Origin of the sequence: Thalassolituus marinus, assembly GCF_020320395.1 — a bacterium.
In the GTDB taxonomy this organism is placed as follows: Bacteria; Pseudomonadota; Gammaproteobacteria; order Pseudomonadales; family Oceanobacteraceae; genus Venatoribacter; species Venatoribacter marinus.
Map to the genome: position 1 here is coordinate 26283 of NZ_JAEDAH010000097.1, position 23260 is coordinate 49542.

Genomic DNA, 23260 nt, shown 5'->3' on the forward strand with positions numbered 1-23260 from the left:
GCATCTCCGCTCTGAATGAGCCGAAGATTAATGCTCGCGGCTCTGGCCACCGAGTTTGCGGCTTATACGATTTTTAGTCGAGTACCAGTGGTTCTTCGGCGTCTTTGGCGCTTCTGAAATCAGTTTTGCAAAAGGCACATCCTCGCCACGCTGGGGCGGCACATGTGCACACAGCACCTGTGCCGGTTGCAGATCATGCACACGCTGCAACGACTCCCGATACTGGTTCGGATGACAGATAGGATATGGCGCCGTAACCTGACGCTTAACCATCACCATTAAATCGGCGACATAAATCTTGTGTTCCGGCACATGCAACAGCGACAGATCGTGGTCGGTATGCCCCGGGGTATACACCACCTGCCAGTCAGAAAAACCCGGTAATGTCTGGCCATCGGTTAACGTCATATCCGGCGAGAGAATCGGGTTATACCAGATATGAGTTTTCGGCTTACCCATTCGTCCGGCCACCCAGTAGGTTAACAACACGTCAATTGCATGTGCGGTGCGCCCTGCAATACCGGCATACCAGCGCGGTGCATTTGGGTGCGAGGCCAGTGTTGCACCCGTCAGTTCACGCAGCTTGTGCGCCCCACCGGCATGATCGGGATGCATATGGGTCACCACAATCAGCTTTAAATCACTCAGCGGCCGCTGCAGCGTGTTACGGATGTAGTCACACACCTGCTGCACATCAGCACGGCAGCAGCCATCGAGCAGCATCAGCTGGTTGTTATCTTCCACCAGAAAAATATTCTGGATATAGCCCTGTAATGAATGAATCTGCATGCTGGTAACTGACAAAAAATCCGGAAAAAAACCATAAAAAAACAGCCCGCAGGCTGTTTTTTAATTATGCACAGAATCCATTACTCTGCACGGTGCTCACGTGCCAGATAATCGTGCGACTGCATTTCCAGCATACGCGAGGTAGTGCGCTGGAATTCAAACTCCAGTTTACCCTGCTCGTAAATATCCGGAATGGCAGCATCGGCCGACATAATCACCTTCACACCACGATCATAAAATTCGTCGATCAGGTTAATAAAGCGACGCGCCAGATCATCATTCTTAACACCCATAACCGGAACATTAGAAATCAGAATGGCATGGAACAGCTTACCCATTTCGATGTAATCATTCTGAGAACGCGGGCCATCACACAGCGCCGTAAACTCAAACCATGCGATATCGTCACAACGGGCTTTAACCGGAATTTTACGACCCAGAATATCCACATCACAGTTGGTTTTAACATGACGGGCATCCGGAATCAGACTGTCGAAGCTTTTCTGCAGACTGGCTTCGGCACCGGCATCCAGCGGGAAGTGATACAGTTCGGCCTGTTCCAGAGTACGCAGACGGTAATCTACGCCGGAATCTACGTTGACCACTTCGGTGAATTTATTCAGCAGTTTAATTGCCGGAATAAAGCGGTCGCGCTGCAGACCATCCTTGTACAGACCGTCCGGCACGATGTTTGAGGTCGCCACCAGGCTTACACCACGATCAAACAGTTCCTGCATCAGACCACCGAGAATCATGGCATCGCCAATATCCGATACGAAGAATTCGTCAAAGCAGATCACGATGGCTTCTTCGGCAATACGGTCAGCCACGATGGTCAGCGGGTTCTTTTCACCCGCCAGCCCGGTCAGATCCTTATGTACACGCTGCATAAAACGGTGGAAGTGCGTACGCATCTTGCGTTTAAACGGCAGCGCATCATAGAAGGTATCAACCAGATAGGTCTTACCACGCCCCACACCGCCCCAGAAGTAGAGGCCCATCTCCGGCTCCGGCTTCTTCTTGCTGAACTTACCCGCCAGCTTGCCGAAAACACCCTGATTTTCCCGGCGCGCTTCGGCGGCAACCAGATCATCAAACAGGCGCTGCAGATGTTTTACAGCCATTTCCTGAGCGGCGTCGTACGAAAAGTCGTCGCGTTTCAGATCTTCCTGGTAAAGTTCCCAAGGCGTAGGCACGGCAAGTCTCCCGGATTCAGTGGAGCTAAAGTGAGCGGCGGCCCCGCCAGAACAGGCAGAGCACGCAAATTTCAGGGCGCGAAATGTAGCGAAGCGGCGCCCAAAGTGCAAATCCTGAACAGTCTTACAGCACTCCGTGAGCACTCAGAATCGGCGATAAATCGTCCATCAGACTGGCTTTCAGATCCGTCAGCCGACCATGGAAAAAGTGACCGCCCTGCTCAAACACCTGAAAATGCGGTGTTGGCACCACCAAACCGGCCCAGCTTTCCACCTCATCAAATGGCACGACCTCATCGTCATCACCCATATAGACATAGGTCTCAAACTCATACGGCAGCTGGTTGGGGGCATCAAAGTGGTGAACCGCCGGAGCTAAAAGAAGCAGCGCGGCGATGCCTTGCGGCTGGCGGCAGGACGCCAGACAAGCCATGCCAGCCCCGAATGAAAAGCCTGCCAGAATCACAGCCTGCCAACCCAGCGTTTCATAACAGTAATTGAGTGCCGCCAGCACATCATCCTGCTCACCAACGCCGTGGTCGTGCGTACCGTCGCTGCTACCCACGCCACGGAAGTTAAAGCGCAGCGTTGGCAATCCCAGGCCGGCAGCGGTGCGGGTTACGGTGGTCACCACTTTGTTATCCATGGTGCCGTGGAACAGCGGATGCGGATGACACATCAACAGCCCCAGTCGTTGTTGCTGAGCTGGCTGATGACGGGCTTCCAGCACACCGGCCGGCCCCTGAATAACGATCTTTTCTTCCTGCGCCATAGCGCCTGATCCTCTCTTAAAAAGCCCGCCACATGGCAGGTAAACAGCGGCTTGCAGCCTGGTCATGCCGCAGCGGATTTTATGTCCATATACATATAGCTAAATGTTATTAATTCAACCTTCTTATATATCAGGCATCTTGCTATATTTCGCCCGATTAAGAATGCCCCCCTTACACATACCGGGAGCTATGGGAACACAATGACCGAGTACAACCTGACGCACTTAAAGCAGCTTGAAGCGGAAAGTATTCATATCATCCGTGAAGTCGCTGCAGAATTCGACAATCCGGTAATGCTTTACTCTATTGGTAAAGACTCTGCCGTAATGCTGCACCTGGCACGTAAAGCCTTCTATCCGGGCAAACCGCCCTTCCCGCTGATGCACGTGGATACCACGTGGAAATTCCGCGAGATGATCGAGTTCCGCGACAAAATGGCCAAAGAGATTGGCATGGAGCTGCTCGTTCACACCAACCAGGAAGGTGTCGAACAGGGTATCGGCCCGTTCACCCATGGTTCTTCCAAGCACACTGACGTGATGAAAACCCAGGCGCTGAAACAGGCTCTGGACAAGTACGGCTTTGATGCAGCCTTTGGTGGCGCACGTCGTGACGAAGAAAAATCCCGTGCGAAAGAGCGCGTGTACTCTTTCCGTGACAGCAAGCACCGCTGGGACCCGAAAAACCAGCGTCCTGAGCTGTGGAACATCTACAACGGCAAAGTAAACAAAGGCGAAAGCATCCGTGTCTTCCCTCTGTCGAACTGGACCGAACTGGATATCTGGCAATACATCTACCTCGAGAGCATTCCGCTGGTACCACTGTACTTCGCTGACAAGCGTCCGGTAGTAGAACGCGACGGCATGCTGATCATGGTCGACGACGAACGTCTGCCGCTGAAAGAAGGCGAAGTGCCGGAAATGAAATCCGTACGCTTCCGTACCCTGGGTTGTTACCCACTGACCGGTGCGGTGGAATCCGAAGCAGCCACACTGCCTGAAATCATTCAGGAAATGCTGCTGACCACCACATCCGAACGTCAGGGCCGTGCCATTGACCACGATTCATCCGGCTCAATGGAGAAGAAAAAACAGGAGGGGTACTTCTAATGTCACATCAATCTGATCTGATTGCTTCCGATATTCTTGAATACCTGAAGCAGCACGAAAACAAAGAACTGCTGCGTTTCCTGACCTGCGGAAACGTGGACGATGGTAAGTCGACCCTGATTGGCCGACTGCTGCACGATTCCAAAATGATCTATGAAGATCAGCTGGCCGCTATCGAAAAAGACAGCGCCAAATCCGGCACCACCGGCGAAAAAATCGACCTGGCACTGCTGGTTGACGGTCTGCAGGCTGAGCGTGAGCAAGGCATCACTATTGACGTAGCGTACCGTTACTTCAGTACCGCCAAGCGTAAGTTCATTATCGCCGACACACCGGGACACGAGCAGTACACCCGTAACATGGCCACCGGTGCATCCACCTGTGACCTGGCCATCATCCTGATTGATGCCCGCTACGGTGTACAGACCCAGACCAAGCGTCACAGCTTTATCGCATCGCTGCTGGGTATTAAGCACGTTGTCGTGGCCGTTAACAAAATGGACCTGAAAGACTTCGACGAAGGCGTTTTCAACAAAATTGAAGCCGACTATCGCGAGTTTGCTCAAAAGCTGCAGCTGGACAACATCTACTTCGTACCAATGTCGGCCCTTGATGGCGACAACGTGGTAGAGAAATCTTCCCGTTCCCCCTGGTACAGCGGTCAGACTCTGATGGAGATTCTGGAAACCGTAGAAGTAGCCAAGGACAAGAACCTGGAAAACTTCCGTCTGCCAGTACAGTACGTTAACCGTCCGAACCTCGACTTCCGTGGCTTCTGCGGCACCATCGCTGCCGGTACCGTTCATCCGGGCGATACCATCATGGCGCTGCCATCGCAGAAAACCAGCAAGGTTGAACGCATCGTGACTTACGATGGCGACCTGCAGGAAGGTTTTGCTGGCCAGGCCGTTACCCTGACTCTGGAAGACGAAATCGACATCAGCCGCGGCGACGTGATTGTAAAAGTCGACGATCTGCCACAGGTCGGTAAAAAACTGAATGCAGACATCGTATGGATGACCGAAGCCTCGCTGGTTCCGGGCAAACCATACGACCTGAAATTCGCCTCCAGCTCTACCGCCGGCACCTTCAGCAAGATCCATCACCTGGTGGACGTGAATACCATGGAACAGAGCCAGGCTGACGAAGTGAAGCTGAACGAAATCGCGCTGGTCGAAGTATCGCTGGAAAAAGCCGTACCATTCGACAGCTACAGCAAGATTCCGGGCACCGGTGCTTTCATCGTTATCGACCGTATGACCAACGTCACCATTGGTGCTGGCATGATCGTCGGTGCTGCCAGCGATTCTGACGACAACCGTGCAGTGACCGCCGACGAGAAAGCGCGTCGCTTCAACCAGAAGCCAGCCATCGTTGCGGTGAACGCGGTCGAGCCGGAAGCCATTGTTAACGCACTGGATCGCCGCCTGTTCGAGATGGGCCGTGTTGCCGCCGTTGCCAGCAACGACGAAGCACTGATTCTTAAGAACGCCGGTCTGGTGGTACTGGTTGCCGGTGGTGCTGACCACGCCGACATCAGTCTCGCCGCCGATCAGGAAACCATCGACAGCCTGATTGCCGACCTGCAGGAACAGGGCATCATCTGAGACGCCCACCCTGCCTGAAGCCCTGCCCTATGCGAAGACGGCAGGGCTTTTTTGTTTTGAGTCGGATGTCGGATGTCGGATGTCGGATGTCGGATGTCGGATGTCGGATGTCGGACGCCGGATGTCGGACGCCGGACGCCGGACGCTGGACGCCGGACGCTGGACGCCGGACGCTGGACGCTGGAGGCTGGAGGCTGGAGGCTGGAGGCATTCGCCCGCACAAGGCTTTTGCGGCAGAGATTCCGCCAATGTCTAACTCGTTGAAAATTATCAGGAAAAAGTGTTTGACAGCCCGCAAAATGCTGGCATAATACGCGCCACTTGAGAGGCACACAGCCAATCAGGTGTGAAGTGGCAATGTAGCTCAGCTGGTTAGAGCACAGCACTCATAATGCTGGGGTCGGCAGTTCAAGTCTGCCCATTGCTACCACTAATTCTGAAAACCCGCTTATCAGCAATGACAAGCGGGTTTTTTATTGCCTGAAAATATCTGCTTACGCCTCACCACCCTGCGCAAACGCCTCAATAGCTGCCAAAGGCAGATGATCGCCTTCGTCCTTGCCGTAATACGCCGTCACGATTGTGCCCTGCTCGTCTACCAGAAAGTTCATTGGCATGGTGTGCAGTGCACCGGAAACCGACGTTGGCCAGTAGCCTTTTACCAGCATGGAATACAGCGCGGTTGGTAAGCGCGCGAGCATACCGCGTATTACGCCCAGCCAGGAGTAACGCACTCCAAAGCGGCGATGTACCTCTGCCCGGTAATCCGCCAGTACCGGAAACGGGGCATGGTGACGTTCAGCGTAGGGACGCAGCTCTGCCGCAGATGAATCAAACACAGCGATCACCGTAAAGTCTTGTGGCCACTCTGCCTGACGCTGAATCAGCTGATGCAGACGCAGGTTGCAGAACGGACAACTGGCAAAGCGGAAGAACACCACCAGCGCTCGCCGGCCCTGCAGGTCACGACTGGACCAGATTGAACCATCCAGAGCGGGCAATGAGAATGCTGGCAGGCTATCGCCAGGATTCAGCTGGACAACGTCGCTCTGGCGACCAGCTTGCTGGGTGGAGGTCATATAGAGTTCCTTCTGTTGCGGGCAAGCGTGGCTCGCACCGGATTTTTTATTTATTCGACTCAGTGCTTAGTCGCCTAAGGTGCCGCTTTCTTACAAAGGGAGCCATTATTACTTCACATGCACTGCATGGCTGGCCATGCAAAAGTGCATCCGGCAATAAACGACGTGCCAAACCACCGAAAGCCAGGTAAATAGCCTGCAGCGGTGGCTCTTTGTTATATGGATTTGGTAATGTAGCGCCTGTTTTCACACATGGCAGGCCGGAGCGCCTGCGATATGAGATTTGAATACCGCTTTTATGAGGGAAGCAGTGTGATTAAGACCTTACTGGACGCCTATCAGCAACAGAAACCCGATGCTGCCAACAGCGCGCAACGGGTGACCTTCGGCACCTCCGGACATCGTGGCTCAGCGTTAAAGAGCACCTTCAACGAACAGCATATTCTGGCGATTGCCCAGGCCGTGGCCGATTACCGCGCCCAGGCCGGAATTAACGGCCCACTGTTTTTAGGTCTGGATACTCACGCCCTGTCGCAGTTGGCATGGGAAACGGCACTGCGCGTATTAGTTGCCAACGACGTCGACGTGCGCGTTGCCGCTCACAAGCAGGTTACCGCAACGCCTCTCGTCAGCCGTGCCATTCTGCAGGCTAACACTGGCAAAACCGCTGGTCTGGCGGATGGTGTGATCATCACGCCGTCACACAACCCACCGGAAGACGGCGGTATTAAGTACAACACGCCGGATGGCGGCCCGGCCGATGGTGACGTGACCGGTTGGATTGAATCCCGCGCCAATGAATATCTGGCTGCGGATTGCACTCAGGTGAAAACCGTTGAGCTGCCAGCCGCTATCGCCGCTGCAACAGAATACGATTACGTTGCTGAATACATCGCGCAGCTTGAACAAGTGGTCGATCTGGATGCTATTCGCAACAGCACATTGAAGCTGGGCGCCGATCCGATGGGCGGCACTGCCCTGCCAATCTGGCAGGCACTGGCAAAAGACGAACGTCTGAACCTGACCGTGGTAAACGAGACTCTGGACCCAACCTTTGCGTTTATGCCACCGGATCACGATGGTCGTATCCGTATGGACTGCTCCAGCACCGCGGCCATGGCCAACCTGCTGAATGCCCGCGATCAGTTTGATATCGCACTGGCGAACGACCCGGATGCTGACCGCCACGGTATTGTCGATGCCGCCGGCCTGATGAACCCGAACCATTTCCTGTGTGTGTGCGTGGATTATCTGCTGACCCATCGTCCGCAGTGGAGCGGCGCACTGAAAATCGGTAAGACACTGGTAACCTCTTCGATGATGGACCGTGTGGTAGCGTCTCATCAGCGTGAACTGTATGAAGTGCCGGTCGGGTTTAAATGGTTCGTAAAAGGTCTGTACTCAGGCGAACTGGCTTTCGGTGGTGAAGAAAGCGCCGGCGCGAGCTTCCTGACTCTGGACGGCAACGCCTGGAGCACCGATAAAGACGGTATTCTGCTGTGCTTACTGGCGGCAGAGATCACTGCAGTAACCGGCCTCAAGCCGTCGCAGTACTACGCCAAACTGGTAAAACAACACGGCAACCCGGTTTACCGCCGTATTGATGCACCGGCCACACCAGAGCAGAAAGCGTCGTTCAAAAAGCTCTCTGCCGACAGCATTAAGGCTGATGAGCTGGCGGGTTCTGCGATCACAGCAGTACACACCACCGCACCGGGTAATGGCGCTTCCATTGGCGGTATTAAGGTATCCACCGAAAACGGCTGGTTCGCAGCGCGGCCAAGTGGTACCGAAGATATCTATAAGATTTACGCCGAAAGCTTTGACGGTGAAGACCACCTGCAGAAGCTACTGGATGAAGCGAAAGCCCTGCTGAGCGACGTGCTGTAAGCACTATATCCTGAAAAAAACAGCCGCTGATTGCGGCTGTTTTTTTATAGTTTCCCGCCAAATGAAAAATGCCCGTACAATAGCGCCCTATTTTTCTCTCAGATAAGCAGTACGCCATGGCCCTGAAGGCAACCATTTATAAAGCGGAACTGATGGTCTCGGATATGGACCGTCATCATTACCAGACCTACAACCTGACCATCGCTCAGCATCCGTCAGAAACGCTGGAGCGTATGATGGTACGCATCGCTGCCTTTGCATTAAATGCAGAGGAGAATCTGGAATTCAGCCGTGGCCTGAGTACCGACGATGAGCCAGACCTGTGGGCACATTCCCTGAGCGATGAAATCGAGCTTTGGATTGAACTGGGTCAGCCGGATGAAAAACGCATCCGCAAAGCCTGTAACCGCTCGAAGGAAGTGCACATTTATGGCTATCACGGTCGTGCGTTTTCTGTCTGGTGGGAACAAATGGCTGCGACCTGTCGCCGCTTTAACAACCTGAAGGTGTTTGAATTTGATAACGCCGCCATTGAGCAGCTGGAACAACTGGCCGACCGCACCATGCGCCTGCAGGCCAATATTCAGGATGGTGTGATGTGGCTGGGCAATAACGAACACAGCATTGAACTGAAAGCCGAAGCTCTTCAGGGCGCGTGAATAATGCGCCACAACTCGCCGTCGGCCTCCAGCCGACGGATGGCCTCATTGAAGCGCCGGGTTAGCATCCGTCCACGCTCATCATCCTGAAAGGCAAAGAAAATCGGTAGCACCGCCAAAGGACGTGCTTCGTCATAGAGGATGACGTCCTGCGCATTAAGCTGACGGATATTGCCCTGAGTCGAAATCTCATCACCGAGAAACACGTCAATGCGCCCAGCCAGAAGCTTCTGTAAATTCTGCGGGTCGGTATTCACACCTTCGTAGATAGTACCCGGTACCGACATTAATGGCGCCGGATAGGTAAAGCCCTGGGTAAATCCCACCTGATGCCCCGCCAGCCCTTCGGCTTTGTGAATTAGCGGTCCGTCTTTCAGCGTATAGGCATAGATACGCTTGGTACTGAACGGCAGCGTAGCGGAATAGTCTCCACTCAGGGTTCCAGCCAGTGCCGGGAAGAAACCCTCCAGCTCCTTCTGCAAAAACGCATCACGAGTACGCTGAGTGGGCATAAACTGGATCTCCAGTGCCACACCAGCCTCGTCTGCTACTCGCCGCGCAACATCAACAAAGCGCCCCTCAGTCGCCGACTCCACCAGCAGTGGAATATGAAATGTGCCCAGCTGAACACGCAACGGTTCCTGCGCAGACGCAACAGAGCTGAGCAACAAGATTACAGCGGCCAAAACGGGCTTGAGGATTCTTTTCATCATCGACTCTCGGGCCTGAAGATTAAGCCAGAATAGAATGCACCTGCAGCACATTCCATACCTCCGGGGTTATTTCTTCGACCGTTCGCCAGGCTGATGCCGCCCTTTTCTGCCACTGGCGCGAGCAGCGGCTTCTGCGGCACGTAACTGCCTGACCTGCTGTGCGCGGTTCTGCTGATAGAAGTCAGCCAGCCACCGGTACAACTGCGGATGCTTCTTCTGCAAAAGCTCCGGGCGCTCAAAAAAATATTCAGAGGTTACGGCAAAAAATTCAGCTGGATTGGTTGAGGCATAACTATCAATGCCGATGCGTGATTCCCCCATCTCCCCGATTTTGTCCTGAATCAGCGCCGACCACTGACTACTGCAGGCATAGTTAGCTGCCAGCCGTTCCGGAAAACCGTCGGCCACGCCATCTGCCATATCCAGCAGGTGGACAAACTCATGAATGCCGACGTTGCGTTTGTCTTCGCTGTTGGCAAAACCAGCATGCAGATCCGGCTTACTGAGCACCAGCTTTCCCGCCATCGGGCCACTACCAACCATTCCTGAATAACGCGAATCAGGCTGACCACACTGAAACTGATTATTGAACAGCCCCGGTAGTAAAAACACGGCCGCGACATTCATATAGTGCCAGTCGGGTAGCCCCCACACCGGAATAATGGCGCTGGCACCCACCAGCAAGCGGTCTTCGTCGGTCAGCTCTATGGTATCCGACGCTTCAATACGTGTGGTCGACCAGAAGTGGCGCATACGCAGGTTAAACACCGCCTGCTCTTCAGCAGACAGGTTGCGGTAAAAGGCAACGTGCTCATGCAAAAAGTCAGACCACTCACCCTGCCATGGCGGCAAAGGTGGTGGTGGCGTTACTAACTGACGATAAATCCAGTCGAACAAACGTCGGAACATATGATCAGCCGCCGATGCTCAGTAACTCAACATCAAAAATCAGCAGCGAACCCGGCGGAATATTGCCCACGCGGCTGTTGCCATAGGCCAGATTTGACGGAATCCAGAAACGGGTCTTTTCACCTTCAACCATTAACTGCACGCCTTCGGTCCAGCCCGGAATCACCTGATTCAGACCAAAGCTGATCGGTTCGTTGCGCTGTACCGAACTGTCGAACACAGTGCCATCTGCCAGCGTTCCGTGATAGTGCACCAGCACTTTATCCCGTGCTCCCGGATGCTCGCTGCCATGACCGGCGCTGAGTACCTCATACTGCAGGCCAGATGCTGTTTGTTGCACGCCTTCACGCTTTCCATTTTCCGCCAGCAGGTGCTCACCAGCGGCAATATTTTCATCCGCTCCTTTGCTGCCCACGCCTGCTCGACGTAAGGCATAAATGACCAGTGCGGCAATCACAATCACCAGAATGGCGTTAAACATAGTGTTCTCCAGTATGGGGGATCATGGGCAAATCACAGGATAACTGACCGTCTGGTACCTTTACCCGGACAATGACTTACCATATAAACAAGTCATCATAAGAAAATCAGCAGAACTATGACAGAACAGCGCCGTTCTCCCATCGTATTTATTCATGGTATGTGGTGTGGACCAGAGGTTTTCCAGCCCTATGCGGACTACTTCACATCACTGGGCTACGAATGCCATGTCCCGGCCCTGCGTGGCCATGAAAGCATGCAACAATCGCTGGACAGCCTGGGAACAACCAGCATTACGGATTACGCCAACGACCTGGAAGCCTTTATCCGGACACTGGATAGAAAACCCATAGTCATTGGTCATTCCATGGGGGGCTTGCTGGTGCAGATACTGTGTGCACGCAATCTGGTCGATAAAGCCGTGCTGCTGTGCCCGGCATCGCCAGCAGGTATTCACGCATTAACGCCGTCGGTCGTGCGCAGCTTCTTTGGTGTTATGGCGCGCTGGGGCTTCTGGCGAAAAGCCAATAAATTATCGCCGGCGGCTGCACGCTATGCGCTGTTTAATAAACTTTCAGGACAAGCAGCACAGGATGCCTATCTGCAAATGCGCTATGAAAGCGGTCGGGCAGCGTTTGAAATTGGCTTCTGGCTGATTGACCCGAACAAAGCCACCGTGGTTAATCCGGCCCATGTCACGCAGCCTATGCTGGTTATCAGCGGCGAGAACGATCACATCACACCCGCCAGCGTGAATAAGAAAGTGGCAGCTCGGTACCGCTATGCAGAATATCGCAGTTACCCGAACCATGCTCACTGGCTGATCAGTGAGCCGGGCTGGGAAAATATCGCGCAGGATGTCGCCGCGTGGCTGGAAAAATCCGGCTAGGCGCAGATTTACTCAGATAGTTCCTTATCGTCTTTAAACACTTTATCGCCGACGTTCTCGACCTTCATCATGGCGTAGAGGGAATTAGATAAAAATTCCCGGCGGTAAAGTACAAATACCACAAACGACGCAGTCAGCATAAATACCAGCGGGTGTACAAACCAGCTCAGTGCCGACAACGAAAAATAAAATGCACGCAGGCCATAGTTGTAACTGCGGCTGGCATGATCAATCACTTTCGCGGCATAAATTGAAAAGCTACGGCGCTCTGCTGCGGTGACGGTTTCATCCATTGGTAACGGTGCAGCTCCCACCAGTACGGAAGCGAAACCAAATTGACGCATTGACCAGGTGAAAGTAAAAAATGCGTAGATAAATACGCCTATCAGCGTCGCCAGTTTCAGCTCCAGCATCAGCAGGCTGTCAGCCATCACAAAGGATACGCCAGACAGCATATCCCGCACATCATCGACAGACGTCATGACCGTCAGTAAACCGGCCAGAATCAGTACCGACGACGAGGCAAAGAAATTTACGTTGCGCTCAAGGTTTGCCAGTAACGCAGCATCTCCTACGCGCACGTCACGCTGCAATAAACGACGCATCCAGTTAATACGGTGAACGTGCAACACAGATGACAGCGATGCGGATGTTCTGGCGCGGTATTTGGCAAACTGAGTGTAGGCAACCCAGCAGGTAATAAACCAGGCCAGGGCAATTGCGTTTAGCAGAACAACATCCGGCATTACGCGGCTCTCTTATTCAGCAGTGAAAAAACAGACTGAGTTTAGGATATACCGCCTCAGTATCCCAATAAATACGCTTCGCCCGCAGGCACGTGAGTATTTTTACCAAGGCGACAGTCAGGGCAGCAGGCCGATCAGCTGTTGAATACGGGCATCAGACAACTGACGGTAATCGAAGTACGGGCACACCAGCAGACCACTGCTATGCCGGGCAAAGCGCTCATCCAGCCAGTGCAGCTCATCATTAAGACCGCATTCGGCAGCATAGCCCTTGCCCAGTACCAGACGTACCGAACCTTCCTGCGCCTGCAAGGGTGGTGGCGAGAACAGCAACGCAGTACCACTGCTGGCCTGCAACAGACAATCGTCACGCAGGCTTTGCCAGCGATCATAGCCACGCGGATTTTCGGCAAATAGCAACTTGGCATAGACATTAAAAATCTTGCGCCAGTGATTGCCGGTTTCAGCCGCGATGCGGCCAATTTCGCCGTGCTGCATCGGACGCAACGTTGTTAAGCCCTGGTATTCCGCCAGTGGCGGACGATTGGCGATATACACCTGAAAACGGGCATTGATATCGCCAAGGCCAACCGCGGAAGTCATCATAGGGAGCGCTGGTTAACCCGGCTCATCAGCTGTTCTGCCGTTTCTTTGCGTTCAGAGTAGCGATCAAGCAAAACATCATTGCGGTCACGGGTCAGCAGTGTGAAATGCATCAGCTCTTCCAACACATCGACAATACGATCGTAATACGGCGATGGCTTCATCCGGTCATCATCGTCAAACTCTGCCCAGGCCTTGGCGACCGACGACTGGTTCGGAATCGTCAGACAGCGCATCCAGCGCCCCAGAATACGCATCTGGTTTACCGCATTAAATGACTGCGAACCACCACACACCTGCATTACAGCCAGTGTCTTTCCCTGAGTTGGTCGTACCGCACCAATGCTCAGGGGAATCCAGTCGATCTGTGCTTTCATAATGCCGGTCATGGCACCATGACGCTCGGGTGAACACCACACCATGCCTTCCGCCCACTGCACCAGCTCGCGCAGTTCCTGCACTTTGGCGTGGCTGTCATCACAGTCATCCGGCAGCGGCAGGCCACTGGGATTAAAAATACGGGTTTCCGCGCCCATTTTCTGCAGAATGCGGGCGCTCTCTTCCACCACTAAACGGCTGAACGAACGCTGGCGTAACGAGCCATACAACAGCAGAATTTTTGCTTTATGTGTCGATGGCTGCGAGCGGAATAAGGCTGCGGCATCCGGTGCTTTAAAACATTCCGGCTGCAGGTTCGCCGGTTCAGTGATATCAGTCATTACTCAGCCTCAGTTAAACCAGTGACGGGTACGGTTAGCAAAAGCCACCAGCGACAGCATCACCGGCACTTCAACCAGAACCCCAACCACGGTTGCCAGCGCCGCACCAGAATTAAGACCGAACAGTGCAATAGCCACAGCCACCGCCAGTTCGAAGAAATTACTGGTGCCAATCATACAGGCCGGTGCCGCGATGTTATGTGCCAGCTGCATTTTGCGTGCAATAAAGTAGGCAATAAAGAAAATACCGTAAGTCTGAATCAGCAGTGGAATGGCAATCAGTACAATATCAAAGGGCTTAGCGACAATAGTCTGTGCTTGCAAAGCAAACAGAATCACGACGGTCGCAATCAGCCCCATGACTGAAAACGGTTTTATACCGGCTGAAAACGACTGCAGTTTGTCTGCGGTTAACAGTTTACGCGTGACAATACCGGCCACCAGCGGCAGTACCACATACAGCACCACCGACAGCAGCAGGGTTTCCCACGGCACCTGAATATCAGAAACACCCAGTAAAAAAGCCGCAAGCGGTGCAAAGGCGAACACCATAATCAGGTCATTCACCGACACCTGCACCAGGGTGTAATTAGGATCCCCTTTGGTCAGCTGACTCCAGACAAACACCATGGCGGTACAGGGCGCAACGCCTAATAAAATCATGCCGGCAATGTATTCGCTGGCGGTACTGGCATCGACCATACCGGCAAAAAACACCTGAAAGAACAACCATCCAAGAGCCGCCATGGAGAATGGTTTAATCAGCCAGTTGATCACCAGAGTGAGTACTAACCCCTGTGGCTTACGGCCAATGTCACGGATTGCTGTGAAATCGATCTGCGTCATCATCGGATAAATCATCAGCCAGATCAGTACCGCCACTGGCAGATTCACATTCGCCACTTCTAACGCAGCAACGGCATTAAATACATCTGGCAGCAGCAACCCCAGCGCTACACCAGCGATCATGCCCACGCCAACCCATACGGTCAGAAAACGCTCAAAAATCCCCACAATTACACTCCGGCGGCCTGAGTAAAAATCTGTTTAATATCGTCAGCACTGAGCACTGAAAAATCCTGTTTGCGCACGCGTTCTATACGCTGACTCAGCGTATCGGCTACCGCGCTGAATAACGCCTGCTGCTTTTCTGCATCGCTTTCCTTCGACGGATCGGTCAGCCCCCAGTGCACCCGGATACTGTTGCCCATCCATAACGGACAGGCTTCACCGGCGGCGCTGTCGCACACAGTAATCACTACGTCCGGCGCAAAATCGGCAAATTCATCCCAACTCTGGCTGCGTAAATCGTCGGTGTTTATGCCCTGTTGTTGCAAAAAGCTCAGAGTACCGGGAAACACGACACCGGCAGGCTGGCTACCGGCGCTGCGCACGTCAAATACATCCCCAGCGACATCACGACAAATGGCTTCTGCCAGAATCGAACGGCAGCGGTTATGAGTACAAACAAAGAGTAATTTCAACATAGGCTTCAACGGCAACATTGCCCTTCACTGAATGGTTTAAGCGCTGTTATTTCCTGCTGACAGGCAGTCAGTGCCTGATCGATGATGTCGAGCGCCCACACGGGTAGCTCAGGTGACAAGCGGTAGTAAACCCACTGGCCACGCTTTTCACTGACCACCAGCTGCTGCTCGCGCAGCAGTGCCAGGTGGCGTGAAATTTTTGGCTGGCTGAGGTCCAGTGCCGTCATAAGATCGCATACGCACATCTCGCCGTTACTGAGCAGCAAGGTCAGCTTGAGGCGGGTGTCATCGCACAGGCACTTAAACAGAGTAAGAGGTTTCATGAGGTGCATAGTATATATGGAATTCCATATATACAATTTTTTCCTGAAAATAGCCCAAATGCACCTTACCGTGACCGCTTTTGCACGGTAGTGTCAGGACCAAGGTAAACCAATAACAAACCGGACCCCGCTATGTCACAACCTGCATTTCACTTTGTCGTATTTGGCGCCACCAGCTTTGTTGGTCAGATTCTTACCCGCTACCTGCTGCAGAGCTGCGGTGTCGGCCAGGAAATTAACTGGGCCATTGCCGGACGCTCGTCCGCCAAACTGAATGAACTGAAGACCTCTCTCGGCGAGGCTGCCAGCGACCTTCCGGTGCTGATTGCCGATGCCGCTGACGATGCTCAGTTGCAGACCATGTGTGCACAAACCCGAGCCATTGTTTCCACCGTTGGTCCCTACGCGCTGTATGGCGAACCATTGGTGCGCGCGTGTGCAGAAAGCGGTACCGACTACTGCGATCTGACCGGCGAGCCACAGTGGATTCGCCGTATGCTGGATAAGTACGAAAGCGCAGCTCAGTCTTCAGGCGCACGTATCGTGCATTCGTGTGGCTTTGACTCCGTGCCATCGGATATGGGCGTGTACTTCCTGCAGCAGCAGGCCGGGAAGCGCTTCGGACAACCGCTGACGAATGTGCATATGCGGGTAAAAGCGGCGAAAGGCGGCATGTCCGGTGGCACCATTGCCAGTATCATTGAGCTGACCAAAGAGGTAATTGCCGAACCATCGCTGAGAAAGCTACTGGCCAACCCCTACGCTTTGTGTCCAACTGGCCACCCGTATAAAACCCGCCAGTACAATCAGAAAGGCGTCGATAAGGATACCGATCTCAACAGCTGGACGGTGCCATTTATCATGGCCGCCATTAATACCCGTATCGTTCATCGCTCGAATGCTTTACGTCAGCACGCCTACGGTGAAAACTTCCGCTATGAAGAATCTATGCTCAGCGGGCGCGGTATGCGCGGCTGGCTGACCGGTGCTGCCCTGGTCGGCGCCATGGGAGCATTTATGCTGGGTGCTGCGATGAAACCAACCAGAGCCCTGCTGGAAAAATTCATCCTGCCAAAGCCGGGCGAAGGCCCGTCTCCCGCAGCCCAGGAGGCTGGGTACTACGATATCCGCTTTATCGGCCGTACAGACGACAACCAGACTCTGTTGACACGAGTCACCGGCGACAAAGATCCTGGCTACGGCTCAACCGCTAAGATCCTTGGTGAAGCGATTATCAGCCTGGCCTGCGACCTGCACGACCAGGATGGCAATAAAAACCATCGAAGCGGTGGTTTCTGGACACCGGCATCGGTATTTGACGACCGCTATATCGACCGCCTGACCGCAAATGCGGGGCTCACCTTCGAAGTTCTGAACCCGACAGAAGCTTAACAAGCATCCTTTTCGCCACCGGACATTTCCCGACATATTGTCAGATTGCCCGGTGCGCGAAACGAGTCTACCCTTAACGGGAGATTCAGCCATTATTCCGACATGAACAAGAAGCCTGACAAGCAGTCAAATGACGCATACCCCGCCCTGCTCACCGTTGTGAACAGTCTGGATGCTCTTATTTATGTTGCGGATATGGATAGCTACGAGCTGCTGTTTGTAAACGAATATGGTCGCCAGAAATGGGGGGACCCGGGCAAACTCAGGTGCTGGGAGTATTTACAAAAGAATCAGTCTGGCCCCTGTACATTCTGCACGAACAAGCATTTGAGGAATGACGAGGCTAAGCCCACAGGCGTGTACGTGTGGGAATTCAGAAATACGGTTACCAACCGTTGGTTTCAATGCCGTGACGAAGCCATCTACTGGCCAGACGGGCGCCTGGTACGCATTGAAATTGCCACCGATATTACCGAGCGCAAGCAGATGGAAAGCGAGCTGGATGCAGCTCGGCGTGAAGCTGAATTTCTGGCTGGCATTGATCCACTGACAAGCCTGAACAACCGCCGTGCCTTCTCAGATCTTGGTAATCAGTTACTGAAAGAGACCATCCGCTTTAAACAACCAGCGTCATTGATCATGTTTGATCTCGACCACTTTAAGCAGATTAATGACCAGTTTGGACATGAGAGTGGTGATGAAGTACTGCTCCATATCGCCCGCCTGACCAGAGAAACCGTGCGTCAGGCAGACATTGTTGCCCGCATTGGCGGCGAGGAATTCGCCATATTACTGCCACAAACAGATCTGGAGCAGGCAGGTCAGCTAGCCGAACGCTTACGACAGACGTTGATGAATAACACAGTGAACATCAAAGGTCAGGGGATAACCACAACGGCCAGTTTTGGTGTTATCAGCTGCGATCCTGAATGCGACGAACTCAGGCTCGACCAGATGCTGGCCGATGCTGATGCCGAACTGTACAAGGCCAAAAATGCCGGCAGAAACCGTAGTGTCTGCCGCTAGCTACGCAGGCAGAGTTCAGTAAAACACTGAGTCCGGAGCATAAAAAAAGCCGCATCAGCAGATGCGGCTTTTTTAAATTTGGTAGGACTACCCAGATTCGAACTGGGGACCTCTACCATGTCAAGGTAGCGCTCTAACCAACTGAGCTATAGTCCTGAATTGGCGCGTATCTTAACGATGCCGGGATTATCGCGCAAGCACTTTTTACACCCCGGATGCACCTCAGCGCTGCGATAACTACTTAAAAATCAATCACCTGCCATTTCCGGCAGATCCGTGCCCACCAACTGACTAACGATTTCATCCACTTCTGCACGCTGCGAATACAGCGCCTGTACACAGCGCGTATCCAGCTTTCCGGCCTGCGCCATGCGATCAAGCTCTGCCAGCGCATCGTCAATCGACCAGGCTTTCTTATAGGGCCGGAAACTGGTCAGTGCATCGAATATATCGGCGGTTGCGACAATGCGCGCTTCCGCAGGCACATCATCACCAGCGAGCCCCTGCGGGTAACCGCTGCCATCCAGTAGTTCATGATGACAGGCAACGATATTGAGCATGATTTTTGAATCCACAAGGTGGCTTAAGTGGAAGTTTTTCATCACGCTGTTAATCAGCTCCACACCTTTCTGAACGTGTCCCTGCATAATCTGCCGCTCTTCTTCCGAAAGCCGCCCCGGCTTCAGCAGGATTTCGTCAGGGATACCGATTTTGCCAATATCGTGCAAGGGTGCGAACAGATACACATGCTCAACAAATTCGTCACTGACAGCAAAATCCGTTGCTGTCGCTCGGGCAATCAGGCGCGATAAGCGCGCCATACGCTGCAGATGGGCCCCGGTTTCAAAATCGCGTACGTGGACAAAGTCCTGTGCTGCATTTGCCGTGGCCAGCAAGGTATTCACCGCCGCCAGCTCCGATACGATTACCATCATAACGACGTTGCAGTACACCAGCAGATCACGCTGAACTTCAGGCGTAAAAACGCCAGCCTTAAGACTGTCGAAAAAAATGAAGCCCAGCAGCTCACCGCCGTTGATCATGGGAATGGTAAAAGAGGAAGAATAGCCCTGCTCCAGCAACCAGTCGGAGTGCTGATTGCCCGGCTGAATGTCGATACGAATATCGTCGATCACCCGGTAATCGCCGCTGGCGGCCAGCACCGACAAAGAACGACTGTCTTTCAGCTGGTACTGATAGCCAGAAATCGCGTGCCCTTCGTGGGTACTGTTGATGAAGGTTTTTACCAGATCGGTGGCTGGATCGTAGAGCGCGCAGGATATGCGATCGACCGCCGGAATGCCCGCCAGAATATTGCTGTGAATATCCTGCAGCCGATCTGACAGGCTTTCTGCCTGACTGAACAGCAGACTATGCTGATACCGCCCCATGCATTCCTCACCCACTCTGCCGAATTCAGTTCTGTTGATGAACTTAAATATAATCACCAGAACCGCACGAGACAAGTGAACCAGACAGGCCAGCGCTGAACTTTCGTGACCTGTGTCGGCTATCAGCTGTTTTCTATGACCTTTTGTTTCATTTCATGCAGCAGGTCACGCAGGCGTGCGGCTTCCTCAAAGTTCAGATCTTTCGCTGCGCGGAACATCTGATCCTCTACTTCAGCGACGCGCTTCACCAGCTCTTGTGATGGCAGTACACGCCAGTCGCTGTCATAGCCGGCATGATCTTCTGCAACCTTACGAGTACGACCACGACCTTTGCCTTTTTTACCCGGCGGCGGAGCGGCTTCGAGGATATCTTCCACCGACTTGGTGATACCACGCGGGGTAATGCCATGTTCTTCGTTGAAGGCCACCTGCTTTTCACGACGACGTTCAGTTTCGTCCATCGCACGATTCATGGAATCAGTAATTCTATCGGCATACAGAATAGCTTTACCGTTGAGGTTACGAGCTGCACGGCCGATGGTCTGAATCAGGGAGCGCTCGGAACGCAGGAAGCCTTCTTTATCGGCATCAAATATCGCCACCAGCGACACTTCCGGAATATCCAGGCCTTCCCGCAGCAGGTTAATCCCCACCAGTACGTCAAACTCGCCAAGACGCAGATCACGGATAATTTCGACCCGCTCTACGGTATCAATGTCTGAATGCAGATAGCGCACCCGTACATTCTGTTCCAGCAGGAAGTCCGTCAGATCCTCCGCCATGCGCTTGGTCAGCACGGTAATTAATACACGCTCCCCAATGGCAACCCGCTCCTGCAGTTCATGCAGCACATCGTCCACCTGACCGGTGGCCGGACGGATTTCCACAATCGGATCAACCAGACCGGTGGGACGCACCACCTGTTCAACCACGGCATCCTGATGCTCTTTTTCGTAGTTGCCCGGTGTGGCCGAGACAAAGATGCACTGCGGAACAATGGCTTCCCACTCTTCAAAACGCATCGGCCGGTTGTCCAGCGCCGACGGCAGACGGAAACCAAACTGTACCAATGTTTCCTTGCGCGAACGGTCGCCACGGTACATACCGCCAATTTGCGGAATGGTTACGTGTGATTCGTCGACAAACACCAGTGCGTCATCAGGAATGTAATCAAACAAAGTAGGAGGCGGCGCTCCTTCTTCCCGTCCGGACAGGTAGCGTGAATAGTTCTCAATCCCTGAGCAATAACCCAGCTCCTGCATCATTTCGATATCGTAGCGGGTACGCTGCTCTAGACGCTGCGCTTCCACCAGCAAATTGTGTTCGCGATAGTACGCCAGACGCTCTTCCAGCTCGGTTTTAATGCCATCAATGGCATCGAGGATAGTCTGGCGCGGCGTCACATAGTGGGTTTTCGGATAGATGGTTACCCGTGCCAGGCGGCTGAGTATTTCTCCGGTCAGCGGGTCAAAGGTACTGATCTGTTCCACTTCGTCGTCGAACAGTTCAACCCGTACGGCTTCGTCGTCACTTTCCGCCGGGAAAATATCGATAACCTCACCACGTACACGATAGGTACCACGATGAAAATCGGCATCGTTACGGGTGTATTGCAGCTCAGCCAGACGACGCAGAATACTGCGCTGATCAATACTGTCACCGCGCACAATGTGCAGCATCATTTTCAGGTAGGAGTCCGGATCGCCCAAACCGTAAATGGCCGACACGGTGGCTACGATCACCGCGTCACGCCGCTCCATCAGCGCCTTGGTAGCTGACAGACGCATTTGCTCGATATGTTCGTTTACCGACGCATCTTTATCGATAAAGGTATCCGACGAGGGAACGTAAGCTTCGGGCTGGTAGTAGTCGTAGTAGGAAACAAAGTACTCAACCGCGTTATCCGGGAAAAACTCTTTGAACTCACCGTACAACTGCGCCGCCAGTGTCTTGTTGTGCGCCATGATAATGGCCGGACGCTGGCACTGAGCGATCACGTTCGCCATGGTGTAGGTTTTACCTGAACCCGTTACCCCCAGCAGCGTCTGTTTCAGCAGGCCGGCATTAACACCAGCCACCAACTGACGGATGGCTTCCGGCTGATCGCCGGCGGGCGGATACTTTGCAGATATGTCAAAAGCCTTACTCATCAGGATTCCAGTCAGTGCTTAAATCAGGTAGCATTATACGGTTTTTTTGACCGGCAGGACGCGGACTTCCGTGAATTTCTGCCAACATCCATCGCGTTATTGAGGATACACAAATTGGACCTGCAATTGTCTGATCGCGTTAACCAGATCAAGCCTTCCCCGACTCTGGCGGTGACCAACCGCGCTGCAGAACTGAAAGCGGCGGGCAAAGACATTATTGGCCTGGGTGCAGGCGAACCGGATTTTGATACACCGGAACACATTAAGCAGGCAGCGGTTGAGGCGATTAACAACGGCTTCACCAAGTACACCGCGGTGGATGGAACTCCTGGTCTGAAAAAAGCCATTATCAACAAACTGCAGAAAGACAATGGTCTGAGCTATGAAGCCAACCAGATTCTGGTCTCCTGTGGTGGTAAGCAGAGCTTCTTCAATCTGAGCCTGGCTCTGCTGAACCCGGGCGACGAAGTCGTCATCCCTGCACCGTACTGGGTATCCTACCCTGATATGGTACTGATTGCTGAAGGCGTGCCGGTGGTTATCGAAACCGACGAAAGCACCCGCTTCAAAATCACCGCTGAGCAGCTGGATGCCGCCATCACCGACAAAACCCGCCTGGTGGTACTGAACAGCCCATCCAACCCTTCCGGTGTTGCCTATACCGCAGATGAACTTCGCGCTCTGGCAGAAGTACTGAAAAAGTACCCGAATGTCATGGTTGCTACCGATGATATGTACGAGTACATCTGGTGGGCAGACTTCGCATTCGAGAACATTCTGACCGTATGTCCTGAACTGTACGACCGCACCATCGTGCTGAACGGCGTATCAAAAGCCTACAGCATGACTGGCTGGCGCATCGGCTATGCGGCAGGTCCGGCCAAACTGATTGGCGCCATGAAAAAGATTCAGTCGCAGAGCACCTCAAACCCGACCTCCATCTCGCAGGTCGCAGCAGAAGCAGCCCTGAATGGCGGTCGAGACTGCGTAACCCCGATGGTTACTGCCTTTAAAGAGCGTCACGACTACCTGATTAAAGCACTGAACGAGCTTCCGGGCTTCAGCTGCATTGAAGGTGATGGTGCGTTTTACGCTTTCCCTAGCGTGAAAGAAGCTATGAAAAAAGCCGGCATTGAATCGGATGTTGAGTTTGCCGAAAAGCTGCTGAACGAAACCGGCGTTGCTCTGGTTCCGGGCTCTGCATTTGGTGCGCCAGGCTATATGCGCCTGTCGTTCGCTACCAGCCTGGACGTTCTGAAAGATGCCATCAGCCGCCTGGACAAAGCCCTGGCCTGATCTTTCAGCTCAACGCCGATAAAAAAAACGCCAC

General features: G+C 53.4%; 23 protein-coding genes and 2 tRNA genes. 9 read left to right on the forward strand and 16 right to left on the reverse strand.

Annotated features, from left to right (window positions below):
- Nucleotides 1-27: 27 nt before the first annotated feature.
- From I9W95_RS15525 to I9W95_RS15535, 3 genes are all read right to left on the reverse strand, one after another.
- Complete coding sequence (locus I9W95_RS15525; protein ID WP_225676512.1) at nt 28-789, reverse strand: MBL fold metallo-hydrolase; 762 nt, start codon at nt 787-789, stop codon at nt 28-30.
- 80 nt (nt 790-869) lie between these two features.
- Nucleotides 870-1985 (reverse strand): cell division protein ZapE, encoded by a 1116-nt coding sequence (zapE, locus tag I9W95_RS15530; protein WP_225676513.1) that lies wholly within the window; start codon nt 1983-1985, stop codon nt 870-872.
- A gap of 124 nt (nt 1986-2109) precedes the next feature.
- Nucleotides 2110-2757 (reverse strand): alpha/beta hydrolase, encoded by a 648-nt coding sequence (locus I9W95_RS15535; RefSeq protein WP_225676515.1) that lies wholly within the window; start codon nt 2755-2757, stop codon nt 2110-2112.
- Nucleotides 2758-2958: 201 nt separating this feature from the next.
- On the opposite strand from I9W95_RS15535, the gene cysD reads away from it, so the two are divergent.
- The 3 genes from cysD (at nt 2959) to I9W95_RS15550 (ending at nt 5904) form a co-directional block, all read left to right on the forward strand.
- Nucleotides 2959-3867, forward strand: coding sequence for a sulfate adenylyltransferase subunit CysD (cysD, locus tag I9W95_RS15540; RefSeq protein WP_225676517.1), 909 nt, complete (start codon nt 2959-2961; stop codon nt 3865-3867).
- On the forward strand, nt 3867-5474 hold the full coding sequence (gene cysN, locus I9W95_RS15545; RefSeq protein ID WP_225676519.1) for a sulfate adenylyltransferase subunit CysN: 1608 nt from the start codon (nt 3867-3869) through the stop codon (nt 5472-5474). The genes cysD and cysN overlap by 1 nt, the downstream gene beginning before the upstream one ends.
- Before the next feature lie 353 nt (nt 5475-5827).
- Nucleotides 5828-5904: transfer RNA gene (locus tag I9W95_RS15550), tRNA-Met, on the forward strand.
- Between the two features lie 64 nt (nt 5905-5968).
- On the opposite strand, the gene I9W95_RS15555 is transcribed toward I9W95_RS15550, so the two are convergent.
- The gene (locus tag I9W95_RS15555) at nt 5969-6553 is read right to left on the reverse strand and encodes a peroxiredoxin family protein (protein ID WP_225676521.1); all 585 of its coding nucleotides are present in this window, start codon (nt 6551-6553) and stop codon (nt 5969-5971) included.
- A 276-nt stretch (nt 6554-6829) separates the two neighbouring features.
- On the opposite strand from I9W95_RS15555, the gene pgm reads away from it, so the two are divergent.
- On the forward strand, nt 6830-8443 hold the full coding sequence (pgm, locus tag I9W95_RS15560; RefSeq protein ID WP_225676523.1) for a phosphoglucomutase (alpha-D-glucose-1,6-bisphosphate-dependent): 1614 nt from the start codon (nt 6830-6832) through the stop codon (nt 8441-8443).
- Between the two features lie 116 nt (nt 8444-8559).
- Nucleotides 8560-9102, forward strand: a complete 543-nt coding sequence (locus I9W95_RS15565) for a YaeQ family protein (RefSeq protein WP_225676525.1) — start codon at nt 8560-8562, stop codon at nt 9100-9102.
- Here the strand turns inward: I9W95_RS15565 and I9W95_RS15570 are convergent.
- The 3 genes from I9W95_RS15570 to I9W95_RS15580 form a co-directional block, all read right to left on the reverse strand.
- Nucleotides 9090-9788, reverse strand: coding sequence for a substrate-binding periplasmic protein (locus tag I9W95_RS15570; RefSeq protein ID WP_225676527.1), 699 nt, complete (start codon nt 9786-9788; stop codon nt 9090-9092). The genes I9W95_RS15565 and I9W95_RS15570 overlap by 13 nt on opposite strands.
- A gap of 93 nt (nt 9789-9881) precedes the next feature.
- Nucleotides 9882-10724 carry a M90 family metallopeptidase gene (locus I9W95_RS15575; RefSeq protein ID WP_225676529.1) on the reverse strand — a complete coding sequence of 281 codons (843 nt, stop codon included), beginning with the start codon at nt 10722-10724 and terminating at the stop codon, nt 9882-9884.
- A gap of 4 nt (nt 10725-10728) precedes the next feature.
- Nucleotides 10729-11205: an FKBP-type peptidyl-prolyl cis-trans isomerase gene (locus I9W95_RS15580; protein ID WP_225676531.1), complete on the reverse strand. Its 477-nt coding sequence runs from the start codon at nt 11203-11205 to the stop codon at nt 10729-10731.
- Between the two features lie 117 nt (nt 11206-11322).
- Here I9W95_RS15580 and I9W95_RS15585 point away from each other — a divergent pair, with 117 nt between their 5' ends.
- Nucleotides 11323-12093, forward strand: a complete 771-nt coding sequence (locus tag I9W95_RS15585) for an alpha/beta hydrolase (RefSeq protein ID WP_225676532.1) — start codon at nt 11323-11325, stop codon at nt 12091-12093.
- A gap of 8 nt (nt 12094-12101) precedes the next feature.
- On the opposite strand, the gene I9W95_RS15590 is transcribed toward I9W95_RS15585, so the two are convergent.
- The 6 genes from I9W95_RS15590 to I9W95_RS15615 all read right to left on the reverse strand — a co-directional run bounded on the left by I9W95_RS15590 (nt 12102) and on the right by I9W95_RS15615 (nt 15971).
- Nucleotides 12102-12839: a DUF599 domain-containing protein gene (locus I9W95_RS15590; protein ID WP_225676534.1), complete on the reverse strand. Its 738-nt coding sequence runs from the start codon at nt 12837-12839 to the stop codon at nt 12102-12104.
- Between the two features lie 117 nt (nt 12840-12956).
- Complete coding sequence (locus tag I9W95_RS15595) at nt 12957-13445, reverse strand: DUF6942 family protein (RefSeq protein ID WP_225676536.1); 489 nt, start codon at nt 13443-13445, stop codon at nt 12957-12959.
- Nucleotides 13442-14161 (reverse strand): arsenical resistance protein ArsH, encoded by a 720-nt coding sequence (gene arsH / locus I9W95_RS15600; protein WP_225676538.1) that lies wholly within the window; start codon nt 14159-14161, stop codon nt 13442-13444. The genes I9W95_RS15595 and arsH overlap by 4 nt, the downstream gene beginning before the upstream one ends.
- 9 nt (nt 14162-14170) lie before the next feature.
- Complete coding sequence (gene arsB / locus I9W95_RS15605; protein ID WP_225676540.1) at nt 14171-15175, reverse strand: ACR3 family arsenite efflux transporter; 1005 nt, start codon at nt 15173-15175, stop codon at nt 14171-14173.
- A 2-nt stretch (nt 15176-15177) separates the two neighbouring features.
- Nucleotides 15178-15648 carry an arsenate reductase ArsC gene (locus I9W95_RS15610; protein WP_225676542.1) on the reverse strand — a complete coding sequence of 157 codons (471 nt, stop codon included), beginning with the start codon at nt 15646-15648 and terminating at the stop codon, nt 15178-15180.
- Between the two features lie 5 nt (nt 15649-15653).
- Nucleotides 15654-15971: a metalloregulator ArsR/SmtB family transcription factor gene (locus I9W95_RS15615; RefSeq protein WP_404818766.1), complete on the reverse strand. Its 318-nt coding sequence runs from the start codon at nt 15969-15971 to the stop codon at nt 15654-15656.
- Between the two features lie 132 nt (nt 15972-16103).
- Here I9W95_RS15615 and I9W95_RS15620 point away from each other — a divergent pair, with 132 nt between their 5' ends.
- The gene (locus tag I9W95_RS15620) at nt 16104-17363 is read left to right on the forward strand and encodes a saccharopine dehydrogenase family protein (protein ID WP_225676546.1); all 1260 of its coding nucleotides are present in this window, start codon (nt 16104-16106) and stop codon (nt 17361-17363) included.
- A 363-nt stretch (nt 17364-17726) separates the two neighbouring features.
- Complete coding sequence (locus tag I9W95_RS15625) at nt 17727-18389, forward strand: GGDEF domain-containing protein (RefSeq protein WP_225676548.1); 663 nt, start codon at nt 17727-17729, stop codon at nt 18387-18389.
- A 79-nt stretch (nt 18390-18468) separates the two neighbouring features.
- Here I9W95_RS15625 and I9W95_RS15630 read toward each other — a convergent pair.
- From I9W95_RS15630 to uvrB, 3 genes are all read right to left on the reverse strand, one after another.
- Nucleotides 18469-18545 (reverse strand) — tRNA-Val (locus tag I9W95_RS15630).
- Between the two features lie 92 nt (nt 18546-18637).
- On the reverse strand, nt 18638-19780 hold the full coding sequence (locus I9W95_RS15635; protein ID WP_225676550.1) for an HD-GYP domain-containing protein: 1143 nt from the start codon (nt 19778-19780) through the stop codon (nt 18638-18640).
- A gap of 122 nt (nt 19781-19902) precedes the next feature.
- Nucleotides 19903-21930 carry an excinuclease ABC subunit UvrB gene (gene uvrB / locus I9W95_RS15640; protein ID WP_225676551.1) on the reverse strand — a complete coding sequence of 676 codons (2028 nt, stop codon included), beginning with the start codon at nt 21928-21930 and terminating at the stop codon, nt 19903-19905.
- A 114-nt stretch (nt 21931-22044) separates the two neighbouring features.
- Here uvrB and I9W95_RS15645 point away from each other — a divergent pair, with 114 nt between their 5' ends.
- Nucleotides 22045-23226 (forward strand): pyridoxal phosphate-dependent aminotransferase, encoded by a 1182-nt coding sequence (locus I9W95_RS15645; RefSeq protein WP_225676553.1) that lies wholly within the window; start codon nt 22045-22047, stop codon nt 23224-23226.
- Nucleotides 23227-23260: the final 34 nt, after the last annotated feature.

What these genes read in the sequence shown, in the direction of transcription:
- I9W95_RS15525 (WP_225676512.1), bottom strand. Translation starts at nt 789, where the DNA reads ATGCAGATTCATTCATTACAGGGCTATATCCAGAATATTTTTCTGGTG.
- I9W95_RS15535 (WP_225676515.1), bottom strand. Translation starts at nt 2,757, where the DNA reads ATGGCGCAGGAAGAAAAGATCGTTATTCAGGGGCCGGCCGGTGTGCTG.
- cysD (WP_225676517.1), top strand. Translation starts at nt 2,959, where the DNA reads ATGACCGAGTACAACCTGACGCACTTAAAGCAGCTTGAAGCGGAAAGT.
- cysN (WP_225676519.1), top strand. Translation starts at nt 3,867, where the DNA reads ATGTCACATCAATCTGATCTGATTGCTTCCGATATTCTTGAATACCTG.
- I9W95_RS15555 (WP_225676521.1), bottom strand. Translation starts at nt 6,553, where the DNA reads ATGACCTCCACCCAGCAAGCTGGTCGCCAGAGCGACGTTGTCCAGCTG.
- pgm (WP_225676523.1), top strand. Translation starts at nt 6,830, where the DNA reads ATGAGATTTGAATACCGCTTTTATGAGGGAAGCAGTGTGATTAAGACC.
- I9W95_RS15565 (WP_225676525.1), top strand. Translation starts at nt 8,560, where the DNA reads ATGGCCCTGAAGGCAACCATTTATAAAGCGGAACTGATGGTCTCGGAT.
- I9W95_RS15575 (WP_225676529.1), bottom strand. Translation starts at nt 10,724, where the DNA reads ATGTTCCGACGTTTGTTCGACTGGATTTATCGTCAGTTAGTAACGCCA.
- I9W95_RS15580 (WP_225676531.1), bottom strand. Translation starts at nt 11,205, where the DNA reads ATGTTTAACGCCATTCTGGTGATTGTGATTGCCGCACTGGTCATTTAT.
- I9W95_RS15585 (WP_225676532.1), top strand. Translation starts at nt 11,323, where the DNA reads ATGACAGAACAGCGCCGTTCTCCCATCGTATTTATTCATGGTATGTGG.
- I9W95_RS15590 (WP_225676534.1), bottom strand. Translation starts at nt 12,839, where the DNA reads ATGCCGGATGTTGTTCTGCTAAACGCAATTGCCCTGGCCTGGTTTATT.
- I9W95_RS15595 (WP_225676536.1), bottom strand. Translation starts at nt 13,445, where the DNA reads ATGATGACTTCCGCGGTTGGCCTTGGCGATATCAATGCCCGTTTTCAG.
- arsH (WP_225676538.1), bottom strand. Translation starts at nt 14,161, where the DNA reads ATGACTGATATCACTGAACCGGCGAACCTGCAGCCGGAATGTTTTAAA.
- I9W95_RS15610 (WP_225676542.1), bottom strand. Translation starts at nt 15,648, where the DNA reads ATGTTGAAATTACTCTTTGTTTGTACTCATAACCGCTGCCGTTCGATT.
- I9W95_RS15615 (WP_404818766.1), bottom strand. Translation starts at nt 15,971, where the DNA reads ATGAAACCTCTTACTCTGTTTAAGTGCCTGTGCGATGACACCCGCCTC.
- I9W95_RS15620 (WP_225676546.1), top strand. Translation starts at nt 16,104, where the DNA reads ATGTCACAACCTGCATTTCACTTTGTCGTATTTGGCGCCACCAGCTTT.
- I9W95_RS15635 (WP_225676550.1), bottom strand. Translation starts at nt 19,780, where the DNA reads ATGGGGCGGTATCAGCATAGTCTGCTGTTCAGTCAGGCAGAAAGCCTG.
- uvrB (WP_225676551.1), bottom strand. Translation starts at nt 21,930, where the DNA reads ATGAGTAAGGCTTTTGACATATCTGCAAAGTATCCGCCCGCCGGCGAT.